Raw genomic sequence first — 22,654 nt, forward strand, 5'->3', positions numbered from 1 at the left:
AAAGCCTCCTAAGCTTTAGTCTGTAACCTTCTAAATCCGGTATTTCTGAGCTTTTCTTCGAGCTGAGCTAGAGGAGCTATTGTCTCTTGTTTTATTTGCGTAAATAATACGCATAATATGTTATTTTTGTCCAAAGTCCAACCACCCTACAGGTTAAGGTTTATCTGGGTCTATAGGACACAACTAAGTCAAACAAGCGTGAAAGAAATTAATTTATACAACCAAGAAAACAGTGATAGACTTGATCGCTATCTTGCCCAACAATTACCAGATTTGTCGCGATCTCGTATCCAAAAATTGATTGAACAGGGCAATGTGCAGCTTAACCATAACCTCTGCACCTCCAAAAAAGCCACCATTCAACCCGGAGACTCTATCCACCTAACTATCCCCGACGCCAAACCCTTAGACCTAAAACCGGAAGCGATTCCCCTGGATATCCTCTATGAAGATGACCAAATTCTGATTGTCAACAAACCCGCCAACTTAGTCGTGCATCCCGCCCCTGGACACGAAAACGGCACACTTGTCAATGCTCTACTTGCCCATTGCCCCAACCTAGCCGGGATTGGTGGTGTTCAACGTCCCGGTATCGTCCACCGTCTAGACAAAGATACCACGGGTGCGATCGCGATCGCCAAAACAGACCACGCCCACCATCACCTACAAGCCCAACTCAAAGCCAAAACCGCCCGTCGAGACTATCTTGGCGTCGTCTATGGTTCTCCCGCCACCGAGACAGGTACAATTAACTTACCCATCGGACGCCATCCAAGCGATCGCAAAAAAATGGCAGTTGTTCCTGTGGAAAAAGGCGGACGTCCTGCAATTACTCATTGGCAGATTAAAGAACGCCTCGGTAACTATACCCTAATCCACTTCCAACTAGAAACCGGACGCACCCATCAAATTCGCGTCCACACCGCCCATATCGGACATCCCATTGTCGGTGATCCCGTGTATAGTAAAGGTCGAGATATCGGCGTCAATCTCCCTGGACAAGCCCTTCATGCATGGCGACTACGATTACAGCATCCCAATACAATTGCCCGTCCCCTCTCTCCTAACCAAGGAGACCAGAGGACGGACAATAAATCTGGGGACTGGATTGAGGTTATTGCCCCACTCCCCCCAGCCTTTAGCACACTCCTAACCGTACTGCGGCGGCGTGCTTCATCCGTTAGTACCTAACCCTTACTTACGTGGTACACGGGACATGTAATCGATATTCTGGGCAGATACGCGGGGAAGCGGATTGGGTCGGGCATTAACTCCCCGTGCCATATCCAGAAAGTTTGTGGGATCACCCGCTTTAGGCTGCTTGTCTTGCGGGACAAAACGGCGTACCTCGTTCTGCCAAACAATTTGGGGGAAGCCCAGTTTGGCGCGGTAGTAACCGTCGTAGCGGGGTGATTTAATGTTAAAGGGTCTTTCACCTTGACGACGACCCGGCAATACACGACGCCGTTGATAGGGAACGGTATCATAGCCGAAGTTGGTCAGGTACTCTTCGCTGTTGAGTAGTTGATCAACGAAGCCCTTGATCCCCTTCGTCGCCACGACAATAGACCAAGCAATTTTTTCGCGTTCGTTGTAAACATCGCGCCCCAATACCCGTTGCACGCATTGTTCAACAAAGCGATAGTTGCTGTTTTTCTCGTAGAAACTGTTGTAGAAGGTTTTCGACAGCAGCAATCCACGAATAAAATCCCGCACTGTCAGTTGACCATTGCGGAGTTGGGATTCCAAGAACGGTTCCCGATCCCAAGCAAAGGCATAGAAGAAGATCTGACGGTATGCCGCTTCGATCAATTCATCCAGGTCTGTGCCGAACAGGATGTTCTCAGTTGTATAAATCCTCGGTTGCTCATCTCCCGGTACTTCATAACCAGCGACACGCTGATTCTGACTTACCGGAGTGTAGCCTAATAAAGGTAGCGCCACGTTTAAATCTCCGTAATCTTAGAAAATCTTACAAACCTTAACTTTCAACTATATAACAGATTATGTAACCTTCTTACAAAATTAGTCATTGGTCATTAGTCATTGGTCATTGGTCATTCGTCCTTTGCTTCCCCATCTGACACACCGAGCGAAGTCGAGGTGTCCCCCATCTTCCCGTCACCTTCCTGCTAAAAGTAACCCATCCAGAACGCCAAGGGATTTGCCAGGGAACGACAGTGGGGCCAGTTTCGCAAATAGTGTTCTAAATCAGGTTGCCAGACTGGAGGTTGTAATCCGAGTCCTAAGCAAAGATGAGACAAAACTTCAAAAAACCGCCGATCATGACCGGGAGATCCTAAATGAGCATGGGCATATTCATGCACAACGATACCTAACCAATCTGGCGGTGCTGTTCGTCCCACATCAACGAGGATGGTAACTGGATTGAGGAGAATGTTACAAAAGCCATCAATCCCATACTCCTGGGCTAATGGCGCTGCCCCTATCTGGATCGGACGACGCAATTCTGGATGAAAACAATCATGACAGGCATTGAGACAAGAATTGAGTTCAGCGTTAACGGTATCAATGTTGTAGCCAATCCAGGTACAGATGCGATCGCGTACCCGAGGATTATCACTGATATCCACCATACGTGGCTCTAGTGCTAGCTGACGTACAGCCTCTAGATACTCATAGCCACGTACCAACGGTTCGTTAATGCTTTGGGATTTCTCCACCCAATACGGACTCAATTTGTCTTGCTGCTCAAACATTTCATAAATTCTAACGGCTTACGGGGTAACAAGCAAGCTGAAACCAAGCCTCATCAGGCTTACCTCCATGGAGACAGTTTGACAAGTTTCCCAAGAATGATAGATAAGTCTGATGGAAATCATAAGCATTAGTTGCTAAAAAAAAACTGCCAAAAAAGATACAAAAACTCAAAAGATATCTTTACATTTATTCACGATTTGTTAATATTGTTTGTAGTAAATAGATTTTCTGCCTGCCTCCAGAGAGTCCAAAACGGCTCATGGCAAGTACCGACGTAGTATTCTTCGATAATTACCTAAACAGGAGATCCTGAATGCCTTTTACCATTGATTCAGCTCGTAGTATCTTTCCAGAAACCCTAACGGCTGATGCTGTACCAGCCACGATTGCCCGTTTCAGTCAACTCAGCGCTGAAGATCAATTGGCATTGATCTGGTTTGCTTACCTGGAAATGGGCAAAACCATTACCATTGCTGCGCCAGGAGCTGCCAGTATGGTGTTGGCAGAAGCAACCTTGAATCAAATCAAGCAAATGTCCTTCCAGGAACAAACCCAAGTCATGTGTGACTTGGCAAACCGTGCCGATAAGCCGATTAGCCGCACTTATGCCAGTTGGACACCCAATATCAAGCTGGGCTTTTGGTATCAGCTCGGACAATGGATGGAACAGGGAACAGTCGCGCCCATTCCAGAAGGCTATCGCTTATCCGCCAACGCATCTGCCGTGCTACAAGCCATTCGCAACCTCGATCCGGGACAGCAAATTACGGTGCTGCGGAATGCGGTTGTGGATATGGGGTTTGATCCGAGTAAACTGGATAGCTACAACAAGGTGACTGAGCCGATTGTTCCGCCTAAGGACATGTCTCAACGGACGTCGGTGACGATTGAAGGGGTTAGCAACCAGACGGTGTTAAGCTACATGAATTACATGAATGCTAATGACTTCGACGCCCTGATCAAACTGTTCACTGAGGATGGAGCGCTGCAACCTCCGTTCCAACGACCGATCATTGGTAAAGATGCTGTCTACCGCTTTTTCCGGGAAGAATGCCAAAATCTGAAACTGTTGCCAGAACGAGGTGTTTCTGAACCGGCAGAAGAGGGGTATACTCAGATCAAAGTCACAGGGAAAGTGCAAACGCCTTGGTTCGGTGCTGGAGTAGGAATGAATATGGCGTGGCGATTCTTGATCAATCCTGAGAACAAAATCTACTTTGTGGCAATTGATTTATTAGCCTCGCCGAAAGAGTTACTCAACTTGGCTCGCTAAAGCCATCCTGAGTAGGAGTAAAATGTAACATGTTGTAAATGATCGAGTGAACACTCCCTACTCCTCCGGGTTGGGAGTGTTCAGTGTACTGAATAATGCAAGTAAACGAAACTATTTGGTCTGAAGTGGAGCAGCAAATTGCCAAAGATGCTTTTGAGAAAGCCTATCAACGAGAAACGAATGCTTTGATTACACAGGTGCGGGAATACGCCAGTGGAATTACTGAACTTGATGCGGTTTGGCGTCTGCACGATTTTTTGAGTGCAAGGCGATACGATATTGATGGCAAGTACGACTATGACTATTCTGCTCTCTTGTTTCTTTTCGCTCGGTTAGTCAAAGAAGAGTGGCTAAAGCTGGAAGATTTGAGCGGTTTAGATCAGAGTAAACTGGCTAAAATAACTGCCTTAGCTCGGATGTAACGTTATTTGGTTGGGCTGAACCTTGTTATTTGTCATTTGTCATTTGTTCCCTATTCCCTGTTCCTGATTAAAAGAATTAACACAGGGATTCAATTGTTTCCTACACCCCACACCCTAACGATATCTCAAGTAGCTACCCGCCCCTTCAGGCTTGACAGTTTAGCGTGACGCGATCGCATTTAGCATTTCCACAACCTGATCACCTCAGCTATTGTGCTGATTGAGAATCCGCGATTCTACCCTGTCCGATACCGCACCCGTTCGGTTAGCCTCGAAGAGACAATCACCAGGATAAATAAAAATTTGCTAGCTATAGCGATAGACAACGAATAGGGGAATGATTAAAATCGAATCTAAGGACGATTCGTTCCTGTTCCCTGATCACCGCGAGGGAGTTACGATCTGCATGAATAAAAACGGGTTAATTCTGGGTGCGCTTAGCTTTGGGGTGGGTTTTGGGCTGAGTTTTTCAGTCGAAAGAGATATCAAACGCGCCGCGTTAACGGGACTGATTACACTCCCAGCTACGGCTACGGGAGTTGCTGTTGTTGAATATCGACGTAAGCGACAGGTTTGTGATACTTTATCTGGGCTGCAAGCACAAGTTGCGGAACTTGAACAACGCGAACACCAGCTTAATCAATCTTTATCTCAGCTACAGAATCAAACTCAAACCCTTGATCAGTCTATCGCTACTGCAACCACAGAAAAACAACAGGTAGACGCCAGTCTCAATACTGGGCAAACTGAATTAGAGCAGCTACAAACCCAAGTGGCAACTCAGCAACGCCACAAACAAGAGTTAGAGCGAGCGATCGCAAGTCTGACACGTCAAAAACAGGAACTCGAACAAGACTCGGCGCAACTTCACACCCAACTCCAAGCGCGACAGGATCAAGAAACGACACTGAATTATTCCCTCAGCGCAATTGCGGCTGAAAAACAGCGTGTAGAAGCGAATATCGCCTCTCTAAATGATGAATTTAATCAATTGCAAACTCAGGTGGCTGAGGAAGCCAAACGACAGGCAGATATTGAGCAAGAACGGCGGGAATTGGAGCAACAGCAGCATCAATTAACGTCAACGTTAGCTCAACTCCAAGACCAAATCGCCGCCCAAGAGATTCAACTCCAAGAACAGGCGGAGTTGACAGCTCAAAACCAACACCTTGAGCAAGAAAGACAACGCCTGCATCATCAAATTGGCAAGCTTCAACACCAGGAAACCGATTTAAATCAATCCCTGGCGAGAATTGCTGCTCAAGAACAACAAGCCCAAGAAAATCTCAATTTATACCAGATACAACTCAATCAACTCCAAGACCAAATTGCGGCACAAGAAACTCAAACGTCACAACTGAGTCAAGAGTTGGCAGATCTGGAACAGCAGAGACATCAGTTAGAAATCTACATCTCGAATTTAGAGAGCCAAATTGATACGTTAGAGCAGGAACGAACTCAGCTCAATCAGTCTTTGACAACCGTTATTGATCAGCAACAGGATGCAGAAAATAGCCTGAATGCCTTACAAACGGAAATCTCTAGTCAACAGCAGATTAAAGCGCAACTGACTCAAGAATTAGCAGCACTGGCGTCACAAAAAGAGCAGTTAACCGAACAACGGCGACAACTTGAGATTCCCCCGCAGCCAAATCCAGACAAACCTATCTCTGTTGATATCCCTAAAAAAGCACAAAAATCAACCGCGTCACCCTCTATATCAAGCCGAACATCCCAGGGGCAAATAACGGATATTGACGTTGATTTCATGAATGCTAAATACACAAAACACCTCTGGGAAGAGCAAATATTACCGCATTGGTCTCATCGCGATCGCCCGACTGGACAGAGATTTATGGGTAGCATTCGCATCGAACGCACGGCTAGCGATCAATTGCTCGATATCGTGGGTCAAAACTTGCGGCAACTTGACCGAGTAACTTACAATTCGCTGCATGACGAATTTTACGAGTTGGAGCAAAATTGGCTCAAAGTTCTCACCTTTGCTCTCTCCGAATATGCCTATTACTATTCCAGCGAACGGTTTTGGCAAGGCTTCTGTGAGCGGTTAGAAATTCATCACAATCAAGGGGTAGAAAATACCCTGCGTCAAGTTGTCGATGAAGGGATTAATTTACTCGGTTTAGTCCGGGCGACTGGCGGATACAAATATGTTTCCACCTTATGGTTACAAAGTGGCGTTCCTGAACAAAACTTGGGTCACTTTGCCCAACTGGTTCAGGAAATTGCTGACGATTATGGTTGGTGGGAACTGGCTCACACCCCAGCGGCAGATCTGTCCCCAGCGCTACTCAATTTTTGCCAGGAAAACCATCCGCAATGGGGTACATTGATCAACTTCCTCAACGCTAGCTATTCTGAGAATGGAGAGACTGAACCTATCTCCGGACAACTCCTTCAAGGTATCGCAATTGTTGCCCAAGAACTAGAACGTCAAGGTGTTTCTCCCTCGGCTTTGCAGAATGAACATCAGCGAGAAGATCTGTTAGGGAGTTATTACTTACCCCATAATTTCTTCCTGCGAAATTGGAACGCTCTGATTCAAGTCTTAACCCCAAAAACGGGTTCGGGTCAGAGTCGAAGTTTGGTACGTCGGCGTAGTCAGCCCCTAGTTCTTAGTTTAGATGTTATTGATACGGGAAACACGCAACTGATACTCCCGGAGCAAACCTTATGGAAACCAGAATGGCGAGATCTGCGGGACACTTACTGTCAAATTCCGGAAGCGAATTGGGAGGACACGATTCCCAGAGTTGGAGATTTAGAGATTCCCGAACTGGCAATTGATGTCAATCAAGCATCGGAAGATTGGAGTTGTCAACTATTAGACCACAATCGAAAATCCTTGCTCAAATGGCATTATGCTGGGATTACCCGTGACTTCCCCTGTCTGGTATTTGATGCCGTGACAGGCGATCATCTGCCGTTAAATCTGCCTAATCCGACGATTATTGGTGTCGAAGAGATTATCTGCTTCACTCCAAAAGAGTTATCACTCCAATTTGCCCATGGAATTGAGGTTTTAGATAGCTGTATTCCCTCGAGTATTCGTGGCTGGCGAGGTCAACAAATTGCGCTAACCGCCCCGGAATCGTCTATTGTATTAACGGTAGCGGAAACGGAGCAATCCCAACTGATTCGCTGGAGGTTAGCGAAAGCGGAAAAGCCCGTCTTGCGAGGGCTAAAGTTGAAAGGGAAAAAGGCGATTTATATAGAAGTACCTACGTTTTGGTATCCTCCTCTGGAGCAACCCCTAACTCTCAATGTGCTAATCGAAAATATTACAGAGAAATTTATTATTGCGCGAACCATTGAAACTCTGTATCCTAATAATCGCTGGGTGGCTATTCCTCTAAACCAGTGGATTACTGAACCAGGTAGCTACGAAGCTAGTTTCTGGTTTGAGACTCAACGCTGGTTCTATCGGTTTGAGGTGCAATCGAATTATCAGGTAGATCAGGTTCCTGAGTTGAATAAACTCAAGATTCGCAGTCGTTCTGGGTTGACTGAAACGGATTTGCCGATTAAGCATGATGCACCAGAAAAGTTTTGGGCGGAAACAATTACAATTGAGGGGTTATGGACGTTAGAGGAGGTTGTTTTATTTCTGTCTAATCGAGAGGATAAAATTCCCTATCATTTACAAGCCGATGCGTCAGGCTCTTTAACCATTGATTTGCCCACTTTACATGAATTACTCCCCGAATCGAACTGGTATGCGCTGGACTATCAACGATTGGGGTTAGAACCGCAGCGATTGCTGGAAATGGATAGCTCCCAGCAAGAGGTGAGTTGGACGTGGGGGAATCAAGGGATTCAACTTTCGGGATTGCGCTCAGGGGATTTGTATACCTTGTCGTGTTGGAATTTACTCTTACCTGACACAAAGCCGAGAGAAATTAAAATTCCTTTAGGAACCGAACCGACAGGAATAATTAAAGTTCCGTTAGAACTACCAACAGGAATTTATTATATTCAGCTTTTGAGTTCTCAGCAGTTACCCCAGACTCTGGGATGGTGGTGTGGAAGCAATCAATACGATCTACCGGAAGACACGAATGAGAATGAGGCGATGGAAAATTACTGCTATACGATTCTGGATCAGGAACCGACGCCAAACTTTATCGAGGCGGTCAAAAAACTGAATCCAGATTTCGATATCCAGCAGATACAAGCCGGAATTGCTAGCTTAGAAGAACACCGCTATAATTTCCCTGAATGGTTAAATCCCGATGCCTTAGTTAGCAAGCTTAAAGGACTGTTAAACGTTTTGGAATTACCACCAGTACAACCTATCCAGCCGCCCGACTCACCGCCGCCTGTAGAACCGAAGCCGTCAGCACCGCCGCCTGTTAGCGGAACGTGGTACTTGGTTAATGTTCGCCACAAGAAACGTGATTTATTTTTGAGATGTCTGAATGCGGTGATTGAACAAAATAAACTGCAAGACCTGATTTTAGCCGTGGAAACCCCTGATGATTCCGTGTACGAAGATATCGTTTTACTAAATTTGGCTAATTTCAAAGCAGTACGAACCCCTATTCAAAGCATTGAATCCTGTCAGCGAATCGAACCGAAACCCTTACCCTCCGCCCATGTCAATCGTATGTTGGGAGCCAGATAATGGATTTTGATCCGATTACCCGATTGCTGAGTAATCACCGAAAACCGGGTAATCCAACCATACCGACAACGTTAACCAAACAGCAGCTTGTGTCCCTGTTGCGATCGCGTCTCTCCCCGAACCAGTCGTCAGAGGGGTTAACCCAGAAGATTCAGGAGGAGTTGAGGGAGTTACAAGCCCAAGGTGAGGTCTTAGCTGGGAGCAGAAATCGTTACAGTATGGCTCCTCCCACGGTCTTAGCTTTGGCGCGAGATAATGTGAATGGGTTGCTCTTTCGAGGCGATCGCGCTTATCTAGCGTTGGCTCACCAAGCCCTGAAAACCGAGCAACGGGAAGATGAATTACGCATTCGCCCGAAGGTACATGGCTTTAACCGCATTCGCAACCGCCTACAGCAAGTTGGGATTCGCTTATTAACGGTTGCTGATAGCATTGAACAATTACCCTTACCTCGCCCGCCCTCGCCAGCGGTTTTGCGCTCTCCCTGGTTCGTCAACCCCTTTACTGACGGCGGGATGATTTGCCACTATGTCCCTCAACCCGACAGGTCTCAGAAAGAGCGTTGGCTACCCGCAAGTTACCAGAAATTGTCCGATCAGACCTTGCTACAGCTTCCCACAGGAGACTATCTCTGGTTTGCCGATCGCGCTTTCTATGAGTTAGAACCGGATGTAGCTATCTTGGCGATGTTCTACCAAGACAGGGAGGCGGGATGTCCCCTGAAAATTCAATGGGATGAACCTCAGGGGAGACTCAATCTGGCTGGCGTGATTCTACCAGGGACTTATGCTCGATGGCTCTGGTGTCTTTCGGAACCGGATACCCAACGGTATAGAACTCGATCGTTTCAATCAACGAACTACCCCCTGGTCAAGAAAGCCTTTGAACGCTTGGGATGTATTTTGGTATGAGTCATTACCTTGACCCCATTGCTGCGGTGGAACAGCCCCGCCAAGACTTCATTCGTTACTTGCTCACTGCTTATCCCCTGCGAGACCCGCATCTGCGTTACGGACTCGAAGAGCAGCTTAAACAACCCGGAACTATTTGGCAGTATCCCTACTTAGAAGGTTCGCAGCCCTATCAAACGACCAAAAGCGTTTCAGAATTAGTCAAACTGGGTGTCCTACATCCAGATGTGAAACACTTGTTTACACCAGCTCAACGTCCGCTCTACAAACATCAAGAGCAGGCGGTGAGAGCGGTAGTTGAGCAACAGCAAAATATCGTCGTTGCGACGGGAACAGGATCGGGTAAAACAGAATGTTTTCTCATCCCGATAATGAATCGACTGCTTCAGGAAGGAGCCACCTCGCTCAGGTCTAATCCAGGGGTGCGAGTTCTGATCCTGTATCCCATGAATGCTCTGGTCAATGACCAAGTTAAGCGTTTGCGACAGTTGCTTTGTCAACAACAGCAGCCTCTGATTCGCTTTGGCTTCTATACAAGTCGAACTGAACGTGATCCTCAGAAGGCACGGCAAGCCTTAAAAGAGGAGCTTGAAGCCTACGATCCCCAGGAACTGCGGAAACTATTTACAGCCGAGGATCTACAATCGCCTGATTTTAACCGACCGGAATCTTTAGTTCAAGAAGCCATCCGAAAAATCCAAGACATTCAAGCTATTTCTAGGGAAGAAATTTGGGAAAACCCACCCCAAATTCTGCTAACCAACTACTCAATGCTAGAACATATGTTGATTCGCCCGAAAGAGCGAACCTGTATTTTTGAAGCATCCAGAGATAGATTCCAACTTCTAGTGGTGGACGAAGCTCATACCTACGATGGCTCTACGGGAACAGAAGTTTCGATGCTGCTTAAACGACTTAAGGCAGCAGTCGGCATCGAAACCAAGGGTAAACTTCGCTGTATTGCCACGAGTGCCAGTTTAGGAGACAAATCCGTCGATTCCGCCGTTATCAAGTTTGCCGAAGAATTATTTGGCGAATCCTTTAATCCAGTCGTAGTGCGGGGCGATCGCGTTGAGGCAACTCAGCGTCTCGGACATCCTTATCCTCTACCGGATGAATTACAAGGAGAACCCCTGTGGGAATATATTCAAGCCTTAAAACTCCCCTCACTGAATGCTCCTATAGAGGAATGGTGGAATGAATTAAGTTATTTTGTTCCAGTTGAGCAATTACAGAGGGCTGGAAATAAAGTTGCAGATATCGAACAACCCGAAAATCAAGTTCGTGCCTTTCTCTGGGAAGCGCTTAAGCAACATCCCCTATTTCATCGACTGATTAATAGTCTGCGTCAGAAACCCCAACCGTGGCACGTAATCGCTCGTTCTGAGCAACTGTGGGGAATAGAACTGCCAAAAACCTTGGATGGTAGTCTTGACCCTGGAGTAGAACAACCGCTAGAACGGGCATTAGCTTATTTGGTGCAGCTAGGAACCCTAGCCCGCCAACATCTTGATGATTTACCCCTACTTCCGGTTAGATTGCACTTGCTGTTTCGCAGTATTGAAGGGCTTTATGCTTGCACCAATCCTCAGTGTCCAGGAGCTGTACGCCACCCCAACTATGCAGGACGTCCCCATCGTTATGGACAACTATACCTGAGTGAGAAAAGTACTTGCGAACACGAAACCTGTCAATCTCCAGTATTGGAACTGGCAAGTTGTCGTAAGTGCGGACAAGCTTATAGCCTTGCCTGTCTAGCTCCCAAGAGTCGAGGAGTAGGTCTATTACAACCCCTTCCCCGTTCTTTAGAAGCAATTACCAACAGTAAACAAGTCTATACCTTAACCGTGGGAGCATTAGACAGCGTAACTGAAGATGAAGCCATCGAAGTTCCCGAAGACGATGATACGTTTGCTCAACTTGAAGGAACTTTCATGATTCGTCACAAAACGGATCGATCAGGGTGGGAAGGTATAGCTATGCCAGAAGCCGTAACGGCTACGACATCAAAAGGCGAAGTTGCTCTCAAATGGCATATCCCGCCCGTTCCTTCCCAGACGAAAAAAGCAGATATCCCGCCATCTTGGGCTGGAGGATATTTATCACGATGTCCTGCTTGTGGTGCCAGAGATAGCAAATCTCCATCGTTGGGACGCTTTGTTTCCTATACGGATGCCCCATTGGAGGTCATGCTTGATAGCTTGTTCGAGTTACTGCCGGATTCAGAACCCAACTGGCGTTCAGAACAACCGACTAAACGCAAGTTACTGACCTTCTCAGATGGTCGTCAGGATGCCGCTTTCTTTGCTTCTGACTTTCAACGAACCCATACAGAGACACTATACCGTCAGATGGTGTGGCAAGCATTCCAAGATGTTAAGGATGAAACCAACACGGCATCTGTTAAGCAAGTTGAAGACCAGTTAACTAGAAAGTTTTTGGACATTTCTCTGCCTCATCCTGATCGTCGCTCAGAACTACACCACCTCAGCTACGTCGCCAATGACCCCGATGAACTGATTGAGGAAAATCGCAGCAAGAACCCCAGAGACTGCCGCGATCGCGCTCAGAAACGAGCCAAGGAGCTGTTGCTGCGAGAATTTGGTCTGCCTTCGGCTCGTCGTTTTTCTCTGGAGGCTTTAGGACTACTCTCGTGTCACATCGACATTCAAGATCGACGTTTACCTGAAGCCGTAGCCCAGCGATTTCAAATTTCTCCTCTGGAAGCCAAAATATGCTTACGAGGCTTAACTAATATTATGCGTCAAGCAGGTATTATTGACCTGCAAGGAGCGTCTGATTACTTCCCAGAAACAGGGGGTGTAGAAGACGTGCGACCGGGAGCATTAGATGCTCAAGGGCGATCACGTACTCGGTTAAAGCTACAAAAAGACAAGGGTGAAAAGGATGTCGTGTCTTTTCTGTGGCGCACCAATGACAAAACGGGAGAACCCACCAAGCGCCAAAACCATCTGGTTACTTACTATCGGCAGATTTTGGGTGAGTCTATACGTCGCGAAGACATGACTTGGCTGTATCAACAGCTTGTCAGTAGTGGCTGGCTGACTAAGTGTGCTAAAGGAGGACATCAACTGAACTGGGAACTCCTGAATATCGTCGCCACTGACCGCCATTGGTATCAATGCCGTAGTTGCCAACAGCGTTTTCACATTCCAGATTTAGGGGAAATTTTCGAGACAACAAAACTAGGGTTTAAGCATTGCCCTGCCTACAGATGCGAGGGTTCACTGCAACCGCTAATCATTGACCCAAAGCCAAATCCTCAACAAGAAGCGGATCACTATCGCTACTTAATTCGGCAGCGATCCATCACACCCCTGCGATCGCAAGAACACACCGCTCAACTTAGTGTCGTCGAACTGGAAAAACGAGAAAATCGCTTCCGCCAAGGCAAAATTAATCTGTTGAGTAGTTCGACCACTCTGGAGATGGGGGTGGATATTGGCGAACTACAAGCCGTCGCTCTACGCAATTTCCCGCCCCATGTTAGCAATTATCAGCAACGGGTGGGACGAGCTGGACGACGCACTGATGGGGTTGCTGTCACTTTAATGTACGGACAGCGTCGCCCCCATGACCGCTTCTACTTTGACCAACCCACCCAACTCATTGCTGGCAAAAATCAGATCCCCAAGCTCAATCCCCAAAATTTTCACATCCAACAACGTCACATACGAGCCGAATTATTAGCAACATTTCTGCGAGAGCGACGGGGAACAGGGGCAGAAAACATCCAGATGGCGGAATTCCTGGGTTTTTCCTGTGAGGATTTTACCCCAGTTCAAGACTCTAATCTCCCCCCGAATGCACTGATTATTGAACTACGAGAATGGTTAAATTCCCAAACCGCTCAGGAACTAACGGGACAGTGGTTGCAGCATCTAGGTAATCACCAAGCCGCACCCGAAATTTTGGCGAAATTTGGCAAGGATTTAAGTGACTTTGAGCAGAGTCAGCTACAGGATTGGAATCAACTCGCAGAAGTTTTGGCAGAACTAGACACCGATATCCGTGCGACTAAAGATCGAAAACTGCGTCGGGAAATGGAGTATAAGCGAGATCGGATCGAAGAAGAACTCGAGAAAGTTGCCAAACGTCGGCTTCACGATGAACTGGCTCAAGCTAGCATCCTTCCCATCTACGGCTTCCCGATTGATGTGGTACGCTTACTCACAGGTCAGAGTAACAAGTACAAATCCTCTCAAGGCAGACACCGACTAGAACGCGATCGTCGTTTGGCGTTGGGCGAATATGCCCCAGGTCAAGATGTTGTCGTCGATGACCGAGTTCACCATAGTATTGGTGTGCTTAGACCGGAAAATCTAGAACACCAGTATTACTGGGTTTGCCAAAACTGTAATTATTTCGATAAGTCAAAACAGGAAAAAGAACCCTTTACCGAATGTCCAGAATGTAAGTCCTCACCCCAGACTCCCTCAGAACAGAAAATGAGAGAGTACGTAGTACCCAAAACGTTCACAACAGATTGGAGCCAACAACCAAAAGTTACGCCCTATACTAAACCGTTGCGTCAACCAACTTCACAGGTTTTCTTGGCTCAGGAGGGAGATAATCCAGAATCGCTTGGGCAACCTCATTGGTATCAACTCACTTTCAGTCAAGGAGGGCTATTCTTCCTAGCTAACCAAGGTCCTTTAGTGAACGGACGTGGTTTTAAGAACCGAGGATTTGCTATTTGTAAAAGCTGCGGTTGCGACCTGAGTACTCAATTACAAGAGCGTCAGCGTTCAGCTACCAGTAAGAAGAGTCGTCGCCAATCGAAAACAACCAGCACTTCATCCTCTCAAATCCCTCATAGCCATCCCATTACTGGAAAACCTTGTTCGGGTAAGTCCTACAGTTTACTGCATTTAGGTCATGAATTTCGCAGTGATTTGCTCAAAATTCGCTTTGCTCCTGCTCTGATTGGTAACCGTTTACTATATGAACCCGTCATTCATTTTGGTGACAGTCGCGTTATTTCATCATCCATCGCAGAAAATTCCACTGAGACTGTTACAGGCATAGGCTTTTGGCATTCACTGACTTATGCGCTTCTGGCTGCTGCTGCCCAAGTCATTGATGTTCCGCGTAGTGAGCTTGACGGACTCTTCAAGCCAACAGAAGGAGGGAGCGGTTTGGCTGAGATTGTTATCTATGATAATGTTCCAGGGGGAGCCGGATATAGTAAGCGGATTGCACAAGAGTTTCAGGATATGCTGCAAAAAGCCGATGAACTGGTTGAGTCTTGTAGCTGTGACAGTAGCTGTTATGACTGTCTCAGGACTTATTCCAACCAAATGTTTCACGCTGAGTTGAACCGTCATATTGTGGCAGACTTTCTCAAGCCTTTAGTCGAGCAAGTGAAACCTGATCAGGAACTTCAGGTTTTTGCCCCCCATGCCAGTCGCATCAGCTTAACCAAAATGGCTGATCGTCTTCGCCGTCTTTGCCGCATGGCTGGTTCGGCTAGCCTGCTTTATCTACCACAGCTCAATGATGGGTTAGGTTTGGATCGGGGTTCGCCGATGCCGTGGTTAGGATTGTTAGCGGATGCTGTCAACTCCATGCACGACAGTAGCACAGCTTTAGAGTTAGTGGTCAATCAACTACCAAAACCGAATTCAGATGCAAATCGCGCTATACGCAAGCGCTTGTATCAGTGGATAGACCAAGGTTTACTCAAGCTGTACGAGTCATCCTACGAGGCTTTACCGATTTTGTGTTTCAGCACTCAGCAGCCGCATCGGATTGCACTCAAACTTCACCAGCGCTCTGATCAGGACACAGTAGAATGGTTTCAAACCCAAAGCGCTGAAGGCGTCGAGACAGTCGAGAGTCGATTACAAACGCTGCGATCGCAAGCTAGACTTGTCCCAGCTTCAGAATTGGCAGATCCAGATACCATTGTCGTCTTCCCAGAACCTAGCTGGGGTGAACTGAGTTTGCCACAACTGCGACAGAAACTGGGAATAGACGGTATTTTGGCAAGTCAGGTGAAGCAGGTATTCTATCGCGATCGCTACTTGAATGGTCAAAGGGCAAACTTCCTGGCTGAACTCTTGCAAGGGGAGGGACTCTCGGCTAATTCTCAGGTAACGATTTTAACGTTGGAAACGTCACAATCTCCACCGGCTTCTGAACTCAAAGCTGAATTAGAAGCAGCGCTGATTGGACTGAAGGCGATAGAAATTCAACCTAAAGTTACAGTTCAACCCCGCCATCGACGCTCTGACTTTCCCCATGCACGAGAATTAGAAATCCAGGGACATGATCAGCAGAAGTACAAGGTTATTTTTGATCGAGGACTTGACTTTCTGGAAAAGGTGGAAAATCGCGAAACGTATCGTATCAAACATCCCACCTATATAGCCATCATCAGGCAACAATAAAACCTCTCACGTCCCCGATCAACACTGTAATATTGAACTAAACTAACTGGGTGATCGCGCGATTGAGCCGTGCTTGTACCACCCGATCTGACTCTTGTGTCAACGCCTGCTGTAAGGGAGGTATAACTTCTGGTTGGGCAATATCTTGTAAGGACGCGATCGCAGCATAACGCAACGCCCAATCCTCTGGTGTCAGTAATGCCCAGGTTAATTTATCTATGGCTTGACGAATAATGGCTGTATCCTTGGCTAAACTGCCAATCCGTCCTAAGCCGCGTGCCGCGACGCGCCGAACATTTCCTTGACAGTGATTGGCGACGGATGTGCCGATAACGTCCTCTAACAAACTTAGCGCTTTTGGATCACCAATTCGTGCTAACGCCTGAATGATGTGGGCTTGCACCGCTTGGTCACCAGAGGCTTCAAAAGCGGCAATTAAAGGATTAACGCTAGCTGACCCCAATTTCACTAACCCATCTACGGCGGCGGCTGGAACAGCCGGATGATGATGACTTAATGCCCCAATTAAGGCTGTGATTACATCATCGCTAGCACGCTGCGGGTGATCGACTAACGCCTGAATCGCTTCTACGGCTTCGTTAGGCGTAACCGCTTGTTGTAATTTTTGTCCGTTGTTATTTGTCATTGGTCATTGGTCATTGGTCATTGGTCATTGGTCATTGGTCAAGTCGGGGCGGGTGTAGGGTGCGTTAGCGTTCGCGAAGCGTTCCCGTTCGCGCAGCGTTCCCGTTCGCGAAGCGTTCCCGAAGGGTAGGGTAGGGTAGCGTAACGCACCATTTCAAAAGATAGTAGTGAAACCCGCCCCTACACAATTTCCCTCATCTTCCCCATCTCCCCCATCTCCCCCATCTCCCTCATCTCCCCTGCTATAGCTGAATTAACAACTGATCAATGGTGTCCATCAGAAACTGACATTTATCTGGCTGGTTTGATTCGGCTTCTGGATCACTTTCTAAAATGGCTTCTAACATTCGCTTGATATTCAGCAGCTTTAAACTATTCGGCACCTTCGCCTCAATGATCGCCTGCGCTGCGGCTAAATGACCGATCGCGCCTAGGTCAAACATCGCCGCCCAGCGCAAATACATATTCGGATGATCCAAATTCTGGATAATCCGCTCAATATATTGCGGCTCTTTTGTCAATAGATATAAATACCGAGCCGCCGCACATTGAACCCGTTCCGACGGATGGGTTAAAAAGGGTTCAATCTGGGGACGGGCTTGCCAAACTTCTAACGTGCCTAACGCTTCAATCAAAGCTTCATAGGGTTGCTCGGCTTCAGCGTTTAGCAGATTCAGTAAGGGGGAGATAGCTCTGTGATCGCCAATCGCGGCTAAAGCCTGAATCGTTGCCTCTCGAAGGCTCAGATCCGGACAATCTAAGGCAGCAATTAACGCGGGTACAGCTTGGGGATTTTGTAACTCACCCAATGCTCGCGCCGCCTGACGTCGCAAGGGATATCCACCTGCTTGAGTACGATAGGCTTCATCTTGGAGAGCTTCACATAGCACCGTCCACGAGTCCTGTACGTTATTCTTACCCAACCACCACGCGGCATAATAGCGCAACTGATTATCGTCTCCGTTTAAGGCTGCGATCGCCGTTTCTGCCGAACTTATGGGTTGGGGGGGAGAAGCGGTAGTCATTATATACAAAAATTTGGAGATCTAAATCGCTTTTTATTTATTTATATATATATTTTAAATCGAATGACACTCAAAAGCGGGCATTTAGGGAGCGCTAAAACCTTTGATATACCGTAGGGTGGGTTGAGCGAAGTCGAAACCCACCAGCCTTCTACCTTGCCGCCTTCTACTATAAACAAGATTCGGGTCTGATTGATAGACAATAACTGCTTATCGCCTATCCTCCAGACCCGATACAGGCTAGTACAAGGGAACTCAAGGAGAGCCTACTATTACAAACCCGATTGTGGTTTGTGTAGATCTGTTCTCAAACATCTCTACTGAATGCATGACTTCCCAGGTAGCCGTACTGGTTTCTAGCTCAAAGCATTGATGGCATAGTTGAGGTAAATGTTCGCTTCACCTGCAACATCTCCCGATAAACCATGATTTTCACGGACAAATTCGAGAGCCGCCACGTACCAACTGGATGACAAACCGAGAGCCGCGTTGAATTCTTTAACGCCAGCAATCACATATTCATCCAGTGGACCCGTTCCACCGACTACGCAGCAGTAGCTGATCACACGCAAGTAGTTGTTAATATCCCGCACACACTTGGACTTGCCTTCTGGAGTCGAGGCATATTGGGGTCCTTCCATTTGAGTGGTGTAGGGGAATTTCTTATAAACATGATTAGCAGCGGCTTCAGACCATGCCTCACCATTATCGCTAAACGCTTTGGCAGCATCCAGACCCGCCTTCGCCCGACTAAAACGACCAAAAATGGCTTGCATTTCAGTATTAGTCGGATAAGAACCGCGCACGTCAGCGGCAGCAATCGCCTCGGTAATTGGGGTTTTCATGAGTATTGTTGTTCTCCTAAATGATTGACCTTGTTAAGTTGTCAGATTTAATTTTCCAAAAGCCGTTTAAACTCGACCTTAAGCAACGGCTGCTGCTGCTGTATCAAAATAGCTCGCTAACTCAGACATCAGAGCGCTGCAATCTCCTTGGGTAATGCCATTGGGGTCATTGGCAATGGCGATCGCGGCATCTTTCATCTTGCCAATCCCGGATGCTACAGCATCTCCTGGTGTTCCTAGGGCTTGGTAGGTTTCCTTCAGACCATTCAGACAACGGTCATTCATCACGCTGGCATCTCCTGCCAACATAGAGTAGGCGACATAACGGAGAATAAAGCCCATGTCACGGATACAAGCGGCATGGTTCCGGTGATGGTCACAAGGACCACCGGGAGCGAACACTTGGGGACGTTCAGCCACTAATTCTCGGTACGCATTGGCGACGATCATGGAAGCGTTACTGGTGAGACGGTTCACCGTATCTAAACGCTTATTGCTTTCTGACACCATTGCTGAAAGCCCGTTGATTTGATCGCCACTCAGATAGGCTCCACTTTTATCGGCTTGCTCTACGACTTTGGAAAACGCATCAAGCATTTTAATTAATATCTCCTAGCTAAACGTTGTTTGAACGATTGATCGAGATGGCGAGATTCGCCGGAGTCTGGCATTGGGTTAAATCCAGCCCTGAGAAAATTTATCGGATCATCGTGGTTCAATTGCTCAAGTGGCTGCACTATTGACTTGACCAATACGACACCTTGAGAGTGACTCTGGCAACCGTTTCACCGCTTGCACAACAATCCGCAAATCCTCGACTTCAGGGAAAGCTGGGTTTTGCCCCAAATAATCCATCTGTTTCTTTATACAATAGGCTGAATATTTTTAAGCGTTAAAAAATATTAAGTTGCATGTCATTGTACATAATTTTGCTCAAACCTTCTCATAGAAAGGGCTAAGAATGGTTCGTTTGATTAAAAAGTTTACATTTTGAAAAGTATTCAGCGATTTAAAGTTTATTTTTGTTAAGACTACGACGCCGAAAACCGAAGGGCAATCTCTAATTTACCAACGCCTTGAGCCTTCTATTCCCGTCTGGCACATCATCTCACTTAACGTCATATTTCTTAATAGACAAGGGGATTAAGGGGCTGGGGATTATCGTGAATTTATGACGTTAAGACCAAATTGTTTTGTGGTTACACAAAAGTCAGGCAGCAATCTTTAGTAAGTATATTTGCTTAAGTAATTATTACCAAAGTTCTGAGCAAGGCGATGAAGAAGGGGATGAAGATCTCCACCCCTAGACAGAACTCGGCAATGATGTTTTGGCGTCAACCGGAAATCTGTAACCCTCTGGCAATGCTAGCTTGAGCAGTTTTGGCATCCTCAGGATTGGCGAGTTTGATCCGCCAAGGATTAAAAACTTAACAATTTGTAACAAATAAAAACTCAACATCATTGTATAAAAGTAACCTGAAGGGTAAAGATGACAGGTAAATGTTAACCAAAGCACCAAATAACCGTTATTTGGGGGGTTCTCATAATCAGCCGGAAATCTTCTCAGGTTTCTTGACGCTCCGTTTACGTTTTCCTTCTTAGAACGTGATGGGTATCTGTGAGAACAGACCCGATGAGGTGTTAAGGTTTCACTGTCTCGACCTAACCTGTCTAGATTTAAACCCTAGACTCAACCAAGCAAAGGAGGATTTGAGTTCATGTTTGATGCATTCACCAAGGTGGTAAGCCAAGCTGATACGCGAGGCGAAATGCTGACCGGCTCTCAGATAGATGCTTTGAATGCAATGGTTGCCGAAAGCAACAAGCGGATGGATTCGGTTAACCGGATCACCAGCAACTCGTCTAAAATCGTTGCTGACGCGGCTCGTGCTTTGTTTGCGGAACAGCCTCAGTTAATTGCTCCTGGTGGTAACGCCTACACCAGTCGTCGGATGGCGGCTTGCTTGCGGGATATGGAAATCATCCTGCGCTATGTTACCTACGCAATTTTTGCCGGAGATTCCAGTGTACTGAACGATCGCTGCCTAAACGGTTTGCGTGAAACTTATGTAGCGCTGGGTGTACCCGGAGCGTCTGTTGCTGCTGGCGTGCAAAAAATGAAGGATGCCGCGATCGCAATGGCGAATGACCGTAACAATATCACTCCTGGTGATTGCAGCGCTTTAATGTCCGAAATCGGTAGCTACTTTGACATGGCTGCCAACGCGGTTGCCTAAAACAAGGTAAAACAAAGATTGCCTGTTGAAGTTTCAACTTCATCAAAACGTTTGAAAAAGTAAGCAAAAGATTAAGGAGATATCTCGACGATGAAGACGCCATTGACAGAAGCAGTCGCCGCTGCCGATTCACAAGGACGTTTCTTAAGCAGCACCGAAATCCAAATTGCCTTTGGTCGGTTTAAGCAAGCTCAAGCTAGCTTGCAGGCAGCTAGAGCCTTAACTGACAAAGCGCAAATGCTGATCGACGGTGCAGCTAACGCGGTGTACCAAAAGTTCCCCTACACCACTCAGATGCAGGGACCGAACTATGCTTCTACTCCCGAAGGAAAAGCCAAGTGTTCTCGTGACATTGGTTACTACCTGCGGATGGTAACCTACTGCTTAGTCGCAGGCGGCACCGGTCCGATGGATGAGTACCTGATTGCTGGGATTGATGAAATCAACAGCACGTTTGAACTGTCTCCTAGCTGGTACATTGAAGCCCTCAAGTACATCAAAGGTAACCATGGCTTGTCTGGCGATCCTGCCGTTGAAGCCAATTCCTATCTTGACTATGCGATCAACGCCCTGAGCTAGATTGATCGCCTTGCCCGGAAAGGCAAGCAGTTGTTAGCAAAAAGGGTTAGCAATTGTTTGCGTTTCCGGGTATCGTTTTATTCATTTTCAGGGAGGGTTGTGATGACAAGTTTAACGGCAGCAAGGCGGTTAGGAATCGCCGCATTTGCTGAGTCTCCCAAAGTGGAGTTGCGTCAAAATTGGACAGAAGATGATTTGCAGTTGGTGATCCGAGCCGCTTATCTACAAGTCTTCGGTAACGATAACTTGATGGAGTTTGAGCGGTTAACCAGTGCCGAATCACTGCTGCGCCACGGAGAAATAAGCGTTCGCAATTTTATTAGAACTCTGGGTCAATCGGAACTATACCGGGAGAAGTTTTTCTACTCCACCCCACAAGTGCGATTTATCGAACTGAATTATAAGCACTTTTTGGGACGAGCGCCCTACGATCAGTCAGAGATTGCTTATCATACTGACTTGTACAATCAACAGGGGTATGAGGCAGAGATCAACTCCTACATTGACTCAATGGAGTATCAAGAGAACTTTGGCGAGTCCATTGTTCCCTATCCAATTGGATTTGAAACCCAACGTAATCAGAAAACCGTGGGTTATAGCCGGATCTTCCAACTATTTGGCGGATTAGGCAGTAGCGATCGCACTCAGCCAGCGGGAAATCGTTCTCGTTTGTTGCGGGAAGTTGCACTGAATACCTCGTCTGGGATCTACGCTGATCCCCAAGGACAGGCGATCGTGGGTACTCGGGGCGGAACTCGCGAGCAGATTTATATCGTGCGGGTAATTCAAATCCCCAAACCCGGACGCATGACCCGAATCCGCCGCAGTCAGACGGAATATTACGTCCCTTACGAACAGCTTTCCCAAAAGTTACAACAAATCAATAAGATGGGCGGTAAGGTGACAGACATCATACCCGCTTAAAGATTTCAACATTG

16 protein-coding genes are annotated in these 22,654 nt (G+C 47.0%); 9 read left to right on the forward strand and 7 right to left on the reverse strand.

Annotation, left to right across the window (positions count from 1 at the left end):
- Positions 1–198 precede the first annotated feature (198 nt).
- On the forward strand, positions 199–1,191 hold the full coding sequence (locus RID53_RS08605) for an RluA family pseudouridine synthase (protein WP_446387716.1): 993 nt from the start codon (positions 199–201) through the stop codon (positions 1,189–1,191).
- A gap of 3 nt (positions 1,192–1,194) precedes the next feature.
- Here RID53_RS08605 and RID53_RS08610 read toward each other — a convergent pair whose 3' ends face one another.
- The gene (locus tag RID53_RS08610) at positions 1,195–1,944 is read right to left on the reverse strand and encodes a phycobilisome rod-core linker polypeptide (RefSeq protein ID WP_446387717.1); all 750 of its coding nucleotides are present in this window, start codon (positions 1,942–1,944) and stop codon (positions 1,195–1,197) included.
- Between the two features lie 188 nt (positions 1,945–2,132).
- Positions 2,133–2,720 (reverse strand): hypothetical protein, encoded by a 588-nt coding sequence (locus RID53_RS08615; protein ID WP_446387718.1) that lies wholly within the window; start codon positions 2,718–2,720, stop codon positions 2,133–2,135.
- Positions 2,721–3,034: 314 nt separating this feature from the next.
- Between RID53_RS08615 and RID53_RS08620 the strand changes: the two genes are divergently transcribed.
- From RID53_RS08620 to RID53_RS08640, 5 genes are all read left to right on the forward strand, one after another.
- Positions 3,035–3,994 carry an orange carotenoid-binding protein gene (locus RID53_RS08620; protein ID WP_446387719.1) on the forward strand — a complete coding sequence of 320 codons (960 nt, stop codon included), beginning with the start codon at positions 3,035–3,037 and terminating at the stop codon, positions 3,992–3,994.
- Positions 3,995–4,089: 95 nt separating this feature from the next.
- Positions 4,090–4,416, forward strand: a complete 327-nt coding sequence (locus tag RID53_RS08625; RefSeq protein WP_446387720.1) for a hypothetical protein — start codon at positions 4,090–4,092, stop codon at positions 4,414–4,416.
- Positions 4,417–4,822: 406 nt separating this feature from the next.
- On the forward strand, positions 4,823–9,061 hold the full coding sequence (locus RID53_RS08630; RefSeq protein WP_446387721.1) for a chromosome partitioning protein ParA: 4,239 nt from the start codon (positions 4,823–4,825) through the stop codon (positions 9,059–9,061).
- On the forward strand, positions 9,061–9,972 hold the full coding sequence (locus RID53_RS08635; protein ID WP_446387722.1) for a hypothetical protein: 912 nt from the start codon (positions 9,061–9,063) through the stop codon (positions 9,970–9,972). The genes RID53_RS08630 and RID53_RS08635 overlap by 1 nt, the downstream gene beginning before the upstream one ends.
- Positions 9,969–16,385, forward strand: a complete 6,417-nt coding sequence (locus RID53_RS08640; RefSeq protein ID WP_446387723.1) for a DEAD/DEAH box helicase — start codon at positions 9,969–9,971, stop codon at positions 16,383–16,385. The genes RID53_RS08635 and RID53_RS08640 overlap by 4 nt, the downstream gene beginning before the upstream one ends.
- Before the next feature lie 37 nt (positions 16,386–16,422).
- Here the strand turns inward: RID53_RS08640 and RID53_RS08645 are convergent, their stop codons facing one another.
- The 5 genes from RID53_RS08645 to RID53_RS08665 all read right to left on the reverse strand — a co-directional run bounded on the left by RID53_RS08645 (position 16,423) and on the right by RID53_RS08665 (position 19,755).
- Positions 16,423–17,031 (reverse strand): HEAT repeat domain-containing protein, encoded by a 609-nt coding sequence (locus RID53_RS08645; RefSeq protein ID WP_446387724.1) that lies wholly within the window; start codon positions 17,029–17,031, stop codon positions 16,423–16,425.
- A gap of 241 nt (positions 17,032–17,272) precedes the next feature.
- Positions 17,273–18,055 carry a HEAT repeat domain-containing protein gene (locus tag RID53_RS08650; RefSeq protein ID WP_446387725.1) on the reverse strand — a complete coding sequence of 261 codons (783 nt, stop codon included), beginning with the start codon at positions 18,053–18,055 and terminating at the stop codon, positions 17,273–17,275.
- 356 nt (positions 18,056–18,411) lie between these two features.
- Positions 18,412–18,900: a phycocyanin subunit alpha gene (locus RID53_RS08655; protein WP_446387726.1), complete on the reverse strand. Its 489-nt coding sequence runs from the start codon at positions 18,898–18,900 to the stop codon at positions 18,412–18,414.
- A gap of 78 nt (positions 18,901–18,978) precedes the next feature.
- Complete coding sequence (locus RID53_RS08660) at positions 18,979–19,497, reverse strand: phycocyanin subunit beta (RefSeq protein WP_446387727.1); 519 nt, start codon at positions 19,495–19,497, stop codon at positions 18,979–18,981.
- A gap of 126 nt (positions 19,498–19,623) precedes the next feature.
- A complete protein-coding gene (locus RID53_RS08665) occupies positions 19,624–19,755 on the reverse strand; it encodes a hypothetical protein (RefSeq protein ID WP_269546324.1) in 132 nt (43 codons plus the stop codon).
- 863 nt (positions 19,756–20,618) lie between these two features.
- Here RID53_RS08665 and RID53_RS08670 point away from each other — a divergent pair.
- The 3 genes from RID53_RS08670 to RID53_RS08680 all read left to right on the forward strand — a co-directional run bounded on the left by RID53_RS08670 (position 20,619) and on the right by RID53_RS08680 (position 22,640).
- Positions 20,619–21,137, forward strand: coding sequence for a phycocyanin subunit beta (locus RID53_RS08670; RefSeq protein WP_006103271.1), 519 nt, complete (start codon positions 20,619–20,621; stop codon positions 21,135–21,137).
- Positions 21,138–21,227: 90 nt separating this feature from the next.
- A complete protein-coding gene (gene cpcA, locus RID53_RS08675) occupies positions 21,228–21,716 on the forward strand; it encodes a phycocyanin subunit alpha (protein ID WP_446340617.1) in 489 nt (162 codons plus the stop codon).
- A gap of 102 nt (positions 21,717–21,818) precedes the next feature.
- Positions 21,819–22,640 (forward strand): phycobilisome rod-core linker polypeptide, encoded by an 822-nt coding sequence (locus tag RID53_RS08680; protein WP_446387728.1) that lies wholly within the window; start codon positions 21,819–21,821, stop codon positions 22,638–22,640.
- Positions 22,641–22,654: the final 14 nt, after the last annotated feature.

It is taken from the genome of Coleofasciculus sp. B1-GNL1-01 (assembly GCF_040220235.1).
In the GTDB taxonomy this organism is placed as follows: domain Bacteria; phylum Cyanobacteriota; class Cyanobacteriia; order Cyanobacteriales; family Coleofasciculaceae; genus Coleofasciculus.

Coding starts and splice junctions, on each gene's coding strand:
- RID53_RS08615 (WP_446387718.1), bottom strand. CDS start 2,720: ATGTTTGAGCAGCAAGACAAATTGAGTCCGTATTGGGTGGAGAAATCC.
- RID53_RS08620 (WP_446387719.1), top strand. CDS start 3,035: ATGCCTTTTACCATTGATTCAGCTCGTAGTATCTTTCCAGAAACCCTA.
- RID53_RS08625 (WP_446387720.1), top strand. CDS start 4,090: ATGCAAGTAAACGAAACTATTTGGTCTGAAGTGGAGCAGCAAATTGCC.
- RID53_RS08630 (WP_446387721.1), top strand. CDS start 4,823: ATGAATAAAAACGGGTTAATTCTGGGTGCGCTTAGCTTTGGGGTGGGT.
- RID53_RS08635 (WP_446387722.1), top strand. CDS start 9,061: ATGGATTTTGATCCGATTACCCGATTGCTGAGTAATCACCGAAAACCG.
- RID53_RS08640 (WP_446387723.1), top strand. CDS start 9,969: ATGAGTCATTACCTTGACCCCATTGCTGCGGTGGAACAGCCCCGCCAA.
- RID53_RS08645 (WP_446387724.1), bottom strand. CDS start 17,031: ATGACAAATAACAACGGACAAAAATTACAACAAGCGGTTACGCCTAAC.
- RID53_RS08650 (WP_446387725.1), bottom strand. CDS start 18,055: ATGACTACCGCTTCTCCCCCCCAACCCATAAGTTCGGCAGAAACGGCG.
- RID53_RS08655 (WP_446387726.1), bottom strand. CDS start 18,900: ATGAAAACCCCAATTACCGAGGCGATTGCTGCCGCTGACGTGCGCGGT.
- RID53_RS08660 (WP_446387727.1), bottom strand. CDS start 19,497: ATGCTTGATGCGTTTTCCAAAGTCGTAGAGCAAGCCGATAAAAGTGGA.
- RID53_RS08665 (WP_269546324.1), bottom strand. CDS start 19,755: ATGGATTATTTGGGGCAAAACCCAGCTTTCCCTGAAGTCGAGGATTTG.
- RID53_RS08670 (WP_006103271.1), top strand. CDS start 20,619: ATGTTTGATGCATTCACCAAGGTGGTAAGCCAAGCTGATACGCGAGGC.
- cpcA (WP_446340617.1), top strand. CDS start 21,228: ATGAAGACGCCATTGACAGAAGCAGTCGCCGCTGCCGATTCACAAGGA.
- RID53_RS08680 (WP_446387728.1), top strand. CDS start 21,819: ATGACAAGTTTAACGGCAGCAAGGCGGTTAGGAATCGCCGCATTTGCT.